Genomic DNA, 14,726 nt, shown 5'->3' with positions numbered 1-14,726 from the left:
TGCGGCGGCGATAGTGTCGCCGCCGCAACAACCCCTGTCAAATGAGACGGGTCGAGCCGCTTTTTAATAGAAATTTGGGCTTTGAATCCTACGCTCGCCGTATGTGGAGAGGTTAACCTCTTCCGCAAACGGGGAGTTTTGCAATGGTCAAGGTCTCAAAAGCTGCTTTCAGCGTCTGTGTTTCCACGCTTGCATTAACGATTTCGGCCATGCCCGCCCATGCGCAGGCCAGTGCCGATTGCACGAATATCGGCAATGAAAGCGAGCGCGCGGTTTGCGAGGCGCGCGCTGAAGCCGGCGACAGCGAGCAGGTGATCATCGTGACCGGTTCGCGCATCGCGCGGCCGAATTACGACACGGTCGAACCGGTGCTCGTCGTCGGATCGCAGGACATCGAAGCGCGCGGCTTTTCGACGCTGGGGCAGGCGCTGAACGAGCAGCCCGCTTTTGGCGTTCCGGGCGCTTCGCCCGTCGGCGCCCAGTCGTCGTTCGGGCCCGGCCAGAATTTCGTCGACTTCTTCAGCCTGGGATCGCAGCGCACACTGACGCTGGTAAACTCGCGGCGCTTCGTCGGCTCGAACACCTCGTCGATCTTTGGTCCGACGGGTTCGGGCGGCAGCCAGGTCGACCTGAACATCATTCCGACCAAGCTGATCGATCGTGTCGAAACGATCGCGGTCGGCGGCGCGCCGATTTATGGCTCGGATGCGATCGCAGGCACGGTCAACGTCATCATGAAGCGCGATTATCAAGGCTTCGAGCTCGACGGCCAATATGGCATTTCGTCGCGCGGCGACGCCGAGGAATATCGCGTTCGCGGCCTGGCGGGTTTCAATTTCGCCGACGGACGCGGCAACATCGTCGTGTCGGCCGAATATAGCAAGTCGGCGGGCCTGCTCGCCACCGATCGGGCGCTGACGTCGACCGGGGGCTTTTTCGCCGACAGCGCCGATCCCGCCGATACGTTCCTGCGACGCATCTTCCCCGACCGCCGGATTCCCTCGATTGCGGAAACGGGCATTCCGATGGTCGGCGGGGCGGCTTTCGGCGCCGATTTTCCGTTCACCTCGACCCAGGCGGCCGCCCTTTTCGGCGACCCGACCGTCAACTTCGGCGTCAACGGCGCCGATCCGTCCTCCTATCTGAAATTCGACGCCAACGGCAATCTGATCCCGATCGATTTCGGCAACCCCACCGGTCTTCCGAGCGATTTCAATATCGATTTTTCGGGCGGCAATGGGTTCAGCCTGGTCCCGCTCACCAACCTGTTGTCCAGGATCGAGCGCATCAATGCGATTTCGCTGGCGCAATTCCAGGTGACCGACAATGTCCGCGTCTTTGCCGAAGGCTGGTACAGCCGCAGCAAGGGCACCAACCTGCGCGACCAGCCCGAATATAATTCAGCGCTGTTCGGCGCGGCGGGCTCGTCGTCGGGGAACTTCATCCTGAGCGTCGACAATCCCTTCCTGACTCCGGCTGCGCGCCAGTCGATCATCGATTCGATCAACAATAATCCGTACAGCGACCAGAATCTCTTCGGTACGCCGCAGGACTATTTCTACCTTGGCCGCGCCAACACCGACCTGGTCACCGGCCGCAGCGTCGGCCGCAGCGAGGTTATTCGCGGCGTTCTCGGCCTCGATGGCGATTTCGACTTCAACGGCCGCGCGCTCAACTGGGAAGTCGTCGGCGTCTATGGCCGCGCGAAGACCAAGGCGCGCAACACCGCTCTGGCGACGCAGAATCTGTTCAACGCGCTCGACGCGGTCGACGAAGGTCTGTTCAACGGCGGCCCCGCAAACGGCAACATCATCTGCCGCCCGGGCGCGCCGGCCAGCACCGCGCCGACGATCAGTTCGACGTGCGCACCGCTCAACCCCTTCGGCCTGAACCAGGCGTCGCAGGCGGCGCGCGATTATATCACGGGCATCGCGACGCCGGTGGCGCTGAACCAGCAATGGACGATCACCGCCTCGCTCGCCGGCCCGCTGGTGTCGCTGCCGGGCGGCGACCTCGCGTTCGCGCTCGGCTACGAACATCGTTATGAAAGCCAGAAATTCGATCCGGGCGATTTCTTCCGCGGCGGACCCGACAACACGCCGCTTGTCGATGAAAATGGCGACGGCGATCCGACGAACGATCCCAGCCCCTATGGCCAGACCGTTCCAATCATCGGCAGCAACGCGAACTTCAACACCGATGAAGTGTTTGGCGAAATTCGCGCCGACCTGATCGGGCCCGACCAGAATATCCCGCTGATCCACACGCTGGAGTTCAAGGGCGCGGGCCGTTACGTCGACCACAGCTTCTCGGGCGGGGATTTTACCTGGACGCTCGGCGGCCGCTGGAAACCCTTCGAGGACGTGACAATCCGCGGCAACTTCACCCGCGCGATCCGCTCACCCTCGATCACCGAGGCGATCAATCCGGCGCAGAGCTTTTTCGGCTTCGCGGTCGATCCCTGCGATGTCGACGAAGTTGGCAATGGTCCCGACCCGGCGACGCGGCGGGCCAATTGTATTGCGGCGGGTATCGACCCCGATACGTTCAGTTCGCTGTCGAACCAGCGGTCCTTCCCCGGCGCAGTCGCCGGCGACCCCAATCTGTCGGCGGAGAAATCGAACAGCTGGACGATCGGTGTCCAGTTCCAGCCGACCTTCCTGCGCCGCTTCAATGCGTCGGTCGACTATATCGACATCAAGGTCAAAGACGTCATCACCGATTTCACCGCCGAGCAGGTGCTGGAAGCCTGTTATGATTCGCCCGACTTTCCGGCGAACCGCTTCTGCGATCAGGTCCAGCGTGATGCGACGGGACAGCTGTCGTTCGTCCAGACGGGTTACGCCAACCAGGCGGAACTGCGTTACAAGGGGATATTGGGGAGCGCCGATTACACCTTCGATACGCCGTTCCTGAGCGCAGACGGCCGCATCAACCTGTCGGCGGAATATCAGTATCTCGATACCCTCTCGAACCGTGCGGGCGCGGGCGCCGCGACCAATACCGCCGGGGAAATCGGGCTGTCGCGTCACAAGGCGCTGGTCAAAGCGACCTATTCGGATGACGATTTCAGCGCGCTGATCTCGGCCTCCTATTTCGGCAAGGCGAAATATGACGTGAACGAGGCCGATAATTTCCGGACACCCGACGGCGTCGGCGATGTTATGTTCGTCAACACGGCGGTTTCGTTCAATATCGACGACCGCTTCCAGCTTCGCTTCGTCGTCGACAATCTGTTCGACACCCGTCCGCCGTCGCCGTCGCCGATCGGCGGCGGGACAATCACCTATTTCCGCGGCGTCCTGGGGCGCTATTTCCGCGTCGGTGCGTCCGCCAGCTTCTGATCATATCGCTATCGGATAGACGAAGGCCCGCCGCAACCGGCGGGCCTTTTTCATTGGGCCGGTGTCGTCGGCCGATATTGCAACGCCGCACGTGGTCTGAGCGCTGTCATCTTTTGGTCGCAATGCTTGCCGCGACTTGACGCCGGACGATTGTATCGGCGTCCTACAGTCGATAGTGGCAGCAGAATGCTGTCCGGCGATTGCCCCACATATCCCGCCCGATCGGCGCAATGGCCATGATGCAATCGTCGGGGGCATTGTTCGCCTTGGGCCTGTTCGCCGCGCTCTGGTTGCTCGCCGGATTGTGGGCGGTCGGGCGCGGGATTGCGATGCAGCGCCGATCGGCCTTCGCCGCCGGGCAGGCCGAGCGGCTCGCGAGCCTCGTCGAGGCGTCGCCCCAATTGCCCGTCATCGTAAAGGCCGACTGGCGCATCGAGGCGAGCGAGCGGCTGGGGCGCTGGCTGGGTCTCGAGCACGGGCCGCGCAATTTCGATGAGCTGCGCGGGCTGGGGGGCGGGCTCGACCCGGACGGGCATGATGCGCTGCGCCAGGCGATCCTCGGTGCGCAGCGTGGTGCCAAACCCTTTGTTCTGAGCCTGCGGCCGCAGGGGAGCGGCCGGACCGTCGTCATTCATGGTGCTGCGGCGCCGCAAGCGGTCGGCGGACCGGGCGGCGTGCTCCTGTGGCTCAGCGACGCGACCGACGGGCAGCTGGCGCTGGCGCTGGCGCGCGGCGAGCGCGACGAGGCGATGGCGGCGTTCGAGGCCTTGTCGGGGCTGATCGAAGCCGCGCCTTTCCCGATGTGGTTTCGCGATACCGACCTCCGCCTCGCGCTCGTCAACGGCGCCTATGTCCGCGCGGTCGAGGCCGCGAGCCCGGCCGCGGTGATCGATGGCGGCATCGAACTGTGCGAGCCCGTCGCGGGGCTCAGCGCCGCCGAGGCGGCCGACCAGGCGCGCACCGCCGGATCGGCGCAGATCCGCACGATCCCGGTGACGATCGAGGGCGAACGGCGGATCATGCGCGTCGTCGACGTGCCGCTGGTCCCCGAGGGCGGCCGGATGATCGGGATTGCCGGCTATGCGATCGACATCCAGGAGCTGGAAAGCGAACGCGGTGCGCACCGCCGCTTCGTCGATACCCAGCGCGAGCTGCTCGACCGGCTGTCGGCGGCGGTCGCGCAATTCGGCCCCGATCAGGGGCTGAGCTTCGCCAATCTCCCTTTCCGCCGCCTGTTCGCGCTCGAGGCCGAGGATGTCACCGAGGCGACGCCCTTCGCGCGGCTGCTCGACGCGTGGCGCGAGGGTGGGCGGACCCCCGAGGTGCGCGATTATCCTGAATGGCGGCAGGCGCATGTCGACTGGTTCGCGCGCGCCGAGGCAGGCGAAGAGGACTGGCTGCTGCGTGATGGCACGCATCTACACATCGTCGCCCAGCCGACGCCCGACGGCGGGCTGCTGCTGATCGCCGAGGATCGCACCGAACAGGTGCAACTCGCGGGCGCGCGCGATACGCTGCTGCGCGTCCGCACCGCGACTTTCGACAATCTGTTCGAAGCGATTGCAGTCTTCGCCCCCGACGGAAGGCTGCACCTGTGGAACCAGCGCTTCCGCCGGCTGTGGGGTATCGACGAGCCGACGCTTGCGGCGCATCCGCGGGTCGATGCGCTGATGGGCGGGCTCGCCGACCGGCTGGTGAAACCGAACCAGATCAGCATCGTGCAGGAAGTCATCCGCGCCGCGACATTGGAACGGCAACAGCGCGGCGGCGAAATCGGTTTTGCCGATGGCCGCCATTTCGATTTCGCGTCGATCCCGCTGCCCGATGGCAACGCGCTGCTGATCATGCTCGACATCTCGGCGAGCCGGAAGATGGAGGATGCGCTGCGCGATCGCAACGAGGCGCTGGTGGCGGCCGACCAGGTCAAGACCGCCTTCCTGTCGCGGATGAGTTATGAACTCCGCACGCCGCTGACCTCGATCGGCGGCTTTGGCGAGATGTTGCAGGCGGGTTATGCCGGCAAGCTTGGCGACCAGCAGCAGGCCTATATCGACGCAATCATGGACTCGGTTGCGGTGCTCGGGCGCCAGATCGACAATGTGCTCGACCTGGCGCAGGGCGAGGCCGGGACGCTCGCGATCGAGCGCGCGCCGGTCGATGTCCGCACCTTGCTCGAAGGCGCGCTCGCCGACGCCAAAGTCCTTGCCAAAGCCGAGAAAATCGAGCTTGTCGGCAATCTGGCGGACGACCTCGGCAGCATCGAGGGCGATGCGCCGCGGCTGTCGCGGCTTGTCGCCGGGCTGCTCGACAATGCGGTGCGCTATACCGTTCCGACACGTCGGACGGGCGGGCGCGTGCTGCTCCACGCCGCGGGCGATGCGCGCGGGGTCGACATCATCGTCTCGGACAATGGCCCCGGCATGCCCGAGGCGGTCGCGGCGGTCACCAAGGGCGAGCAGGCGGGAACCTCGTCGGGCGGCATCGGCCTCGCGCTCGCGCGCCAGCTTGTCGCGGCGCATGGCGGGACGATGGAAGTGGTGAGCGAGCAGGGGCAGGGCACGCTCGTGCGGATCAGCCTGCCGCGCGGCGCATGACGACATATAGCTATAACTATGGCCTCGACGACGCCGATCGGATCGGCGCGGCGATCGGGGCGGCGCTGATGCCCGGCGATGTCGTCGCGCTGTCGGGTGATCTGGGCGCGGGCAAGACGACGCTGGCGCGCGCGATGCTGAAGGCGCGCGGGCTCGCGGGCGAGGCGCCGAGCCCGACCTTCGCGATCGTCCAGCCCTATGCGCCGCCCGAGGTCGACCTGCCCGTCGCGCATGTCGATCTCTACCGGATCGAGGATGCGGAAGAGCTGATCGAACTCGGTCTCGACGATTATCTCCATGATGGCGCGTTGCTGATCGAATGGCCCGAGCGGCTCGGCGATCGCGGGTGGCCCGACACGCTGCTGTTGTCTATTTCCGGCGATGGCGACGCGCGCGTCTTGACAGCATCGGTGCCGCCCGCTTGGGAAGCGCGATGGTCGCTCCGATGATTCCGCCCGCCCATGCGCGCATATTCCTTGCCGCGCATGGCTGGGGCGATGCCCAGATTTTGCCGCTCGCCGGCGACGCGTCTTTTCGCCGCTACTTCCGGGTGGTCGACGGCACGCGGCAAGCGGTGCTGATGGACGCGCCGCCACCGCACGAGGACCCGCGGCCCTTTATCGCGGTCGCCGAATGGCTGTGCGAAAGCGGGCTCAACGCGCCGACGATCATCGCGCGCGATCTGGACCTAGGCCTGCTGCTGATCGAGGATTTCGGCGATGTGCGGCTGCGCGAAACGGTCGACGAAGCGCCGCATACCGAAGCCGACTATTACGCCGGCATCACCGATCTGCTCGTTCATCTGCACCGCCAGCCGGCGATGGAAGGGCTGCCGGTGCACGGGCTCGAGCACTGGCTCGACGAGGTCATGCTGTTCACCGACTGGTATTGCCCGGCGTTCGGTCTGGAGGTCGATCGCGATGCGTTTCGCGCCGCATGGGCCGAGGTGCTGATGCCGGTCGAGCGTGACGGTCTGCCGCGCGTCACCGTGCTGCGCGATTATCATGCCGAAAATATCATGCTGGTGCCGGGCAAGGACGGCATCGCGCACTACGGCTTGCTCGATTTCCAGGACGCGCTGATCGGTCACCCCGCCTATGACCTCGCCTCGGTGCTCGAGGATGCGCGGCGCGACGTCAGTCCCGCGGTCGAGGCGGCGATGCTGGCGCGTTATCAAGCCGTGACCGGCCGCGACATCGAGCACGCCTATTGGGCGCTTGCCGGGCAACGCAACACGCGCATTTTGGGCGTCTTCGTCCGGCTGTGGAAACGCGACGGCAAGCCGCATTACAAGAGCTTCCAGCCGCGTATGTGGGGTCTGCTCGAACGCGATCTCGCGCATCCGGCGCTCGTCCCGGTTCGGCAATGGTTCGACGCCAATGTCCCCGTCGGGAAGCGGGCAAAGGCGTGGCAATGACAACCGAAAAACCTGTGAAGATCGAAAGCGCGATGGTGATGGCGGCCGGGCTCGGCAAGCGCATGCGCCCGCTGACCGCGACTCGGCCCAAGCCGCTGGTGCGCGTCGCGGGCAAGCCGCTGATCGACCATAGCCTCGACCGCATCGAGGCGGCGGGGGTTGAGCATGTTGTCGTCAACGTCCATTATCTCGCCGACGCGCTCGAAGCGCATCTGGCGGCGCAGAAACGCCCGTTCAGCATCGCAATTTCGGACGAGCGCAAGCAATTGCTCGAAACCGGCGGCGGGATGGTCAAAGCGCTGCCGCAGCTCAAGGGCGACCCGATCCTGATCGTCAACAGCGACAATATCTGGACCGACGGGCCAGAGGACAGCATCCGGCATCTTGCGCGCCACTGGGATGGCGCAAAGATGGATGCGCTGCTGCTGGTCATTCGCCAGGCGAGCGCGACGGGACACGGCGGCCGCGGTGATTTCCATATGGACCCGGCGGGGCGGCTGTCACGGCGGAAGCCCGGGCGCGTGGCGCCGTTCGTCTATACCGGCATCCAGCTCATCTCGCCGCACCTGCTCGACGGCGCGCCCGAGGGGCCCTTCTCGACCAATATCCTCTGGGACCGCGCGATCGCGGCCGGGCGGCTCTATGGCCTGTCGCACATGGGGCAGTGGTTCGACGTCGGCACCCCGGCGAGCATCGCGCCGACCGAAGCCGCGCTGAGTGAGGTTTGATTAATGCGTCATCCCGGCGAAGGGTGTTCCGGGGTACGTGACTCGGATCACGATCTCGCCGGTGCGCGGAAACGATACGGAGAGATCCCGGCCTTCGCCGGGATGACGAAGAGAGTGTGATGACGGCGACAAGCCACCCCACCCTATTCTCCATCCCCGTCCAGCGGTCCTTCGCCGATGCGCTTGCCGCCGGACTGATCGCCCGCTTCGCCGACGGCGCGCTCGGGCTTGCCGAAGGATTGATCCTGCTCCCGAGCAACCGTGCGCGCAGCGCGATGCAGGCGGCGTTCGTGCGCGCGGGCGGGGCGGGGCTGTTGATGCCGCGACTCGCGGTGATCGGCGACGCCGATCTGGATGAGAGCGTGGCGCTCGCGCTCGACGCGATCGACGACGCCGAACCGATCGCGCCCGCGATCGATGCGCTGAAACGGCGGTTGATGCTCGCGGGCCTGATCGAAAAGCACAACCCGGCCGGCGAGGAGCCGATCACCGGCGCCGCTGCCTTCCAGCTTGCCGAAGGGCTGGGGCGCGTGATCGACCAGCTGCATTATGAGGAGGTCGCACCCGCGCGGCTCGCCGATATCGAAAGCGCGCTCGGCGACCTTGCCGGGCATTGGCAGGCGTCGTGGCGCCGCTTGTCGCTGCTCGTTGACCAGTGGCCGAAGATGCTGGCGGCGACGGGACATATCGACCGCGCCGCCCGCCGCAATCGCCTGCTCGGCCTGGTGAGCGCGAGCTGGCGCACGGCGCCGCCAGCGCGCTTCGTTGTGGCGGCGGGCGTCACGACCGTGGCGCCCGCGATCGCGGGGCTGCTGCGCACCGTCGCCGATCTGCCGCAGGGGATGGTGGTGCTGCCGGGACTCGACCTCGGCATGGCGGGTGAGGAATGGGAGGCGTTGGGGCCGGTGAAGGCCGACCCCGAAAAGCCCGGAGACCGCCGGCTCGAAACGCATCCGCAATATCATCTGAAGCTGTTGCTCGGGCGCATGGGTGTGTCGCGCGACGAGGTGAGCGAATGGGACGCCGCGTCGCCCTTCGACGGTCCCGATGCGCGCACGCCCTTCGTCTCGCTGCTCTTCGCGCCCGCGGCCTACACCGCGCGCTGGCAGCAGGCGGGGGATTTGAGTCCGGGCATCGCTGGGGTTACTGCCGCGGTGTTCGCCGACGACGGACAGGAGGCGCAGGGGATCGCGCTGATGATGCGCGCCGCGCTGGAGATTCCGGGACGAACCGCGGCGCTGGTCACGCCCGATCGCGCGCTCGCGACGCGCGTCGCGGCGGCGCTCGCGCGCTGGGACATATCGGTCGACGACAGCGCCGGACAGCCGCTCGGGCAGACGCCGCCCGGCGCGCTGCTGCTCGCGCTCGCCGAATTTGCCGCGGCGTTCGACCCGGTGCGATTGATCGCGCTGCTTGGTCACCCGCTTGCGCGCGCGGGCGCGGCGCGGCTCGCATGGCTCGACCAGGTGCGGCGGCTCGATCTTGTGCTGCGCGGGCCGGGGCTGGTGCCCGGCTGGGAAGGCGTGACGGCCCGGATTGCTGCGCGTGCCGCCGATCCGAAAGCGCGCGGCCATGGCGAGGCCGAGCTGATCGGTGAGTGGTGGGCCGATGTGGCGGCGGGGCTGGGTGCGACGCTCGCGCCTTTCGCGGCAGGCGCTCCCGCCCCGCCATCGGCCTTGCTCGGCGCATTGCAGGCGGCGCTCGGCTGGTTGACCGGCGATGGGGCATGGACGGGGCACGCCGGACGCGCGCTGTCCGAAATCTTCGACCGCTGGGCGCTCGCGAAGGGCGATGGCCCGGCGCTCGTTGCGCCCGTCGACTTCCCGGCGATGCTCGCCGACCTGCTCTCGGGCGAGAGCATCCGGCCACCCTATGGCGGGCACCCGCGCCTGTTCATCTGGGGTCTGCTCGAAGCGCGATTGCAGCGCGCCGACATAATGATTCTCGGCGGGCTCGACGAAGGCCGCTGGCCGCAGCAGCAGAGCCCCGACCCCTGGCTCGCGCCGGGCATCAGACGAATGCTCGGCCTCGCGGCGCCCGAGCGCCAGCAAGGCGCGGCGGCGCATGATTTTGCAGGTGCTTTCGCGGCGCGCGAGGTGGTGGTGACGCGCGCGCAGCGCAGCGGCGGCGATCCCGCGGTCGCTTCGCGCTTCTGGCTGCGGCTCGCGGCGCTGGCGGGGGATCTGCCGGAAGCGCGGCTGGACGGGCAGCCGGTGGCGGCACTCGCGGCGATGCTCGACGTGCCACCGGGCGACAGCGCCCCAGTCGACAAGCCGCACCCGGCGCCGCCGCCCGCGGCACGGCCGGACCGGATCAGCGTGACCGGGGTCGACCAGCTCGCGCGCGATCCTTTTGCCTTTTATGCGGCAAAGATATTGCGGCTGAGCGAGCTCGATCCGCTGAGCAGCGGCCCCGACGCGAAATGGTTCGGCATTCGCGTCCATAAATTCCTGCAGGACTGGCAGACGGCGGGGCTGACCCGCGATGCTTTCGAGGCGGAACTGGCCGCGCTTCGCACCGATCCGGCGCTCGATTCGCTGGCAAGCGCCTTCTGGCTGCCGCGCATCGAGCCGTCGCTGCGCTGGGCGGCGGAGCGCGTATGGGCGTCGCGCGACGAGCGCTGGCCGGTCGCCAACGAGGTCAGCGGCAAGTTGCTGGTCGATGGCATCCTGCTGCACGGGACCGCCGATCGCGTCGATCAGGCGGCGGACGGCACCCTCGCCATCGTCGATTACAAGACCGGCGCCGCGCCATCGGGCAAGTCGACCGGCGACGGGCTCAACAGCCAGCTTGGCTTGCTTGGCCTGCTTGCCGAAGAGGCGGGTCTGGGTGACCTTGCGCCCGAACCCGTCGGCGCGTTCGAATATTGGGAACTGAAGCGCGACCGGAAAAAGGGCGTCGACGGTGCCGTCAAGACCATCCGCGGCCAAAAGCCCAAACCCGCGACCGCGGCGGCGGTTATCGAGCGCGCGCGCGAAGCGCTCGCCGACCTCACCGCGTCCTATCTGCTGGGTCAGGCGCCTTTTGTTCCCGGCGATGCGGGCCGGCGCTACGCCGACTTCGATCAGCTGATGCGCCGCGACGAATGGTTCGGGCGCGGTGAACCCGATAACGGCGAGGGGCCGGCATGATCGATCCCGACAAGCTGCTCAAAATGCTCGACATCGGGCAACGCGCCGCGGCGCAGCCCGACGACCATGTCTGGCTGGGCGCGTCGGCGGGGACCGGCAAGACGCAGGTCCTGTCGGCGCGCGTGCTGCGCCTGATGCTGGACGGCGTGTCGCCCGAGGCGATCTTGTGCATCACCTTTACCAAGGCGGGCGCGGCCGAAATGGCGCACCGCATCCACGAACGGCTGGCGATGTGGGTGCGGATGGAAGACGGCGACCTGCGCACCGAGCTCAGGGCGCTGGGACTGGATCTGGAGCTGATCGGCTATGATCGCGGCGTCCCCGTGTTGATGGAGCGCGCGCGGTCGCTGTTCGCGACCGTCATCGACAGCCCCGGCGGGGCTGTCCGCGTCCAGACGATCCACAGCTTTTGTCAGACTTTGCTCGCGAGCTTCCCGCTCGAGGCGCGGATATTGCCGGGTTTCCGTGCGCTCGAAGACAGCGAGGCGAGCGCGCTGCAGCGCGACGTGCTGGGCAAGCTGCTGGCGCAGCAGGGCGACGACGGCGATATGATGCGGACCATCGCCGCGATGCTGTCGCGGCGGCTGGGGCAGGATGCCGCGATCGCCTTCCTTGCGCGCTGTGCGAGCAGCTTTACGGCGGCGAATGCGCCGCGCCTTGCCCCGAAGGCGCACGACCTGCGCACCGCGCTTGGTCTGCCGCAGGGCGATCCCGCCGAATGGCAGGCGGCGGCGCTGGCCGATGGTGCCGTCGCCGACGCCGACATCGCGGCCGTAGCTCTCAGTGGCCGCGACTGGGGCACCAAGACCGGCGATGCACGCGCCGACGTCATGGACGACTGGCACCGCGCCGATTTCCACGGACGCGCGGCGATGCTGGCCGCGGTCCGCACTTGCTTCCTCACCGGAACGGGTGAGCTGCGCGCCGATTACACCAAGGAAAAGGGCGCGATGCGCGGCTGTCTTGGCGCTGCGGAACGGATCGTTGCCGCCACCGGCGATTTGCTGACGACCGCCACCGCGATGCAGGTCGCCGACGATCTGGCGGCGGCCTGGGATCTCGGCAGCAGCTTTGCCGAAGCCTATGCGCTCGCCAAGCGCGACCGGGGTTTCGCCGATTTCGACGATCTGATCAGCATCGCGGGCCACCTCCTCGCCATCGGCGATTTCGGCGACTGGGTCCGGTTCAAGCTCGACCAGCGCACCGACCATATCCTCGTCGACGAGGCGCAGGATACCAACGCGCGCCAATGGGCGATCATCCTGTCGCTGGCGGCCGAGTTTTTCGCCGGGCTGGGAGCGAAGGACGAGCGCACGCGCACGATGTTCACTGTCGGCGACCGCAAGCAGGCGATCTTCGGCTTCCAGGGCACCGAGCCCGCGGCGTTCGAGGCGGCGCGTATCCGGTTTAGCGAACGGGCGGCGGCGGGTGGCAAGCCGTTCGAGGATGTCGATCTCGACACCAATTACCGGTCGAGCCCCGCGGTGCTCGATGTCGTCGATGCCTGGATCGGGGCGGGGGCGCCCGAACTGATGGGGCTCGACAGCGACGAGCCGCCGCATATTCCCGCCGATTTCAACCGCGACCGCGCGGGGCGGGTCGAACTGTGGGAACCGTTGCCGGTCGGCAAGGCGCTCGACGCCGATGCCGACGAAGCGAGCGACAGCGACGATGGCGACGAGGATGCCGCGAGCGGCTCCGGCGAATCCTCTACGGCAGCCAGCGATCCCGCCAGCCTGCGTCTGTCGCGCGCGATCGCCGACGAGGTGCGGGACTGGATCCTGCACGGCAAGGATGGTCGCAGCGTCGCGCCGGGCGATATATTGATCCTCGTCCGCCGCCGCCGCGATCTCGCGGCGCGGATCGTCGCGCGGCTGCAATCGCTGCATGTGCCCGTCGCGGGGGTCGATCGTTTTTCGCTGACGCAGTCGCTGGCGGTGCAGGACCTGCTTTCGGCGATGCGTTTCGCGGTGCAGCCGCTCGACGACCTCAATCTGGCCGGTCTGCTCGTCTCGCCTTTGTTCGGCTGGACGCAGGACGATCTGTTCGCCTTTGCCCATCGCCGGCCCAAATCGCTGTGGGAGGCCTTGCGCGAGCGGGAGGAAAGGGCGCCGCCCGAAACCATGGCGGCGCTGCGCCGGCTGCTGGGCATGGCCGACTTCACCACGCCGTTCCGCTTCCTCGACGCCATCCTGTCGGGGCCGATCGACGGACGGCGGAAGCTGTATCGCCGGCTGGGCCGCGAAGCCCGCGATCCGATCGATGAATTGCTGGGGCAGGCGCTGGCCTTTGAACGGCAGGAGGCGCCGTCGCTGCTCGGCTTCCTCGCGCACATCGCGGCGAGCACGGCGGAGATCAAGCGCCAGACCGAGGCGCGCAGCGACGTCGTGCGGGTGATGACGGTGCACGGGTCGAAAGGGTTGCAGGCGCCGATCGTCATCCTCGCCGATGCGACCGACGATCCACGCCCCCGCCGGCTGACCTTCGACCTGTCGGTCGCGGCGTGGGATAAATTGCCGGTGTTCGCGCTGGGCAAGGACGAACGCCACGGACCCGTGGCCAAAGCCCATGACGACAAGGAAATGGCCGAGCGGCAGGAGCATTGGCGACTGCTCTATGTCGCGATGACACGCGCCGAGGAATTGCTGGTCGTCGCGGGTATCACGAAGACCGCCGACCGCGCGCTGCCCGAAAACAACTGGCACAGCGCGGTTGATGCGGTGATGGCCGATATGGGTGCCGATTGGCAGGACGCCGGGCCGCGCTGGGGCCGCAAGCGCGTCCATGCGGTGCAGCCCGGGAAATGGGCGCGGCCCGCAAAGGACAAGGCGCGGCAGACGCTGCTGCCGGTGGCCGTGCCGCCGTGGGCGCTGAAGTCCGCCCCCGAAGAGGCACGCCCGCCGCGCCCGCTCGCGCCATCGGCTCTCGGCGAGGACGATGTGGCATCGCCGCCGCAGGGCTCGGGCCGCGCCGTGGCGGTCGAGCGCGGGTTGATGCTCCACGCGCTGTTCGAGCGATTGCCGCCGGTCGCGCCCGAAAAGCGGCGCGCTGCGGCGATGCGCTGGCTCGCGGTGCAGGCGCCGCAGTTCGACGAAGCCGCGCGCGGGGCGATGGTCGCCGAAGTGCTGGCGGTGCTCGAAGATCCCGCACATGCTGCGCTTTTCGGCTCCGGATCGCTCGCCGAGGTGCCGCTTTCCGCCGTTGTCGACGGTGTGGTCGTCGCGGGGATCGTCGATCGGCTGCTGGTCACCGCCGATACGGTGACGGTGATCGATTACAAGACGGGGCGACACGTTCCGGCGACCGCCGCCGAGGTCGCGCCCGCCTATCTGCGCCAGATGGCGGCGTATCGCGATGCGCTGGCGGTGATTTTCCCGGGACGGCGGATCGAGGCAGCGCTGCTCTATACGGCCGGGCCGCGGCTGATCGCGCTCGACGACGTCGTACTGGCGGCGCACAAGCCGGGCTTGGCGGGAACCAAGGCGAATTTGGGCGGATGAGGCCTTGAGCCG

The 14,726-nt window shown here is 67.5% G+C and carries 7 protein-coding genes; all 7 read left to right on the top strand.

Annotation, left to right across the window (positions count from 1 at the left end):
* The first annotated feature begins 209 nt into the window (after positions 1-209).
* The 7 genes from V6M50_RS07080 (at position 210) to addA (ending at position 14,714) form a co-directional block, all read left to right on the top strand.
* Complete coding sequence (locus tag V6M50_RS07080) at positions 210-3,344, top strand: TonB-dependent receptor domain-containing protein (RefSeq protein ID WP_332817850.1); 3,135 nt, start codon at positions 210-212, stop codon at positions 3,342-3,344.
* Positions 3,345-3,580: 236 nt separating this feature from the next.
* The gene (locus V6M50_RS07075; RefSeq protein ID WP_443030493.1) at positions 3,581-5,938 is read left to right on the top strand and encodes a PAS-domain containing protein; all 2,358 of its coding nucleotides are present in this window, start codon (positions 3,581-3,583) and stop codon (positions 5,936-5,938) included.
* On the top strand, positions 5,935-6,387 hold the full coding sequence (gene tsaE / locus V6M50_RS07070; protein ID WP_332817848.1) for a tRNA (adenosine(37)-N6)-threonylcarbamoyltransferase complex ATPase subunit type 1 TsaE: 453 nt from the start codon (positions 5,935-5,937) through the stop codon (positions 6,385-6,387). The genes V6M50_RS07075 and tsaE overlap by 4 nt, the downstream gene beginning before the upstream one ends.
* Positions 6,384-7,355 carry an aminoglycoside phosphotransferase family protein gene (locus V6M50_RS07065; protein ID WP_332817941.1) on the top strand — a complete coding sequence of 324 codons (972 nt, stop codon included), beginning with the start codon at positions 6,384-6,386 and terminating at the stop codon, positions 7,353-7,355. The genes tsaE and V6M50_RS07065 overlap by 4 nt, the downstream gene beginning before the upstream one ends.
* Complete coding sequence (locus V6M50_RS07060; protein WP_332817847.1) at positions 7,352-8,083, top strand: nucleotidyltransferase family protein; 732 nt, start codon at positions 7,352-7,354, stop codon at positions 8,081-8,083. The genes V6M50_RS07065 and V6M50_RS07060 overlap by 4 nt, the downstream gene beginning before the upstream one ends.
* 119 nt (positions 8,084-8,202) lie before the next feature.
* Positions 8,203-11,214 carry a double-strand break repair protein AddB gene (addB, locus tag V6M50_RS07055; protein ID WP_332817846.1) on the top strand — a complete coding sequence of 1,004 codons (3,012 nt, stop codon included), beginning with the start codon at positions 8,203-8,205 and terminating at the stop codon, positions 11,212-11,214.
* Positions 11,211-14,714 (top strand): double-strand break repair helicase AddA, encoded by a 3,504-nt coding sequence (gene addA / locus V6M50_RS07050; protein WP_332817845.1) that lies wholly within the window; start codon positions 11,211-11,213, stop codon positions 14,712-14,714. The genes addB and addA overlap by 4 nt, the downstream gene beginning before the upstream one ends.
* Positions 14,715-14,726 lie beyond the last annotated feature (12 nt).

The sequence above is a fragment of the Sphingopyxis sp. genome, assembly GCF_036675685.1.
Taxonomy (GTDB): Bacteria; Pseudomonadota; Alphaproteobacteria; order Sphingomonadales; family Sphingomonadaceae; genus Sphingopyxis.
The sequence above is the reverse complement of the archived record's forward strand: the minus strand, read 5'-3'. Positions and strand labels throughout refer to the sequence as shown.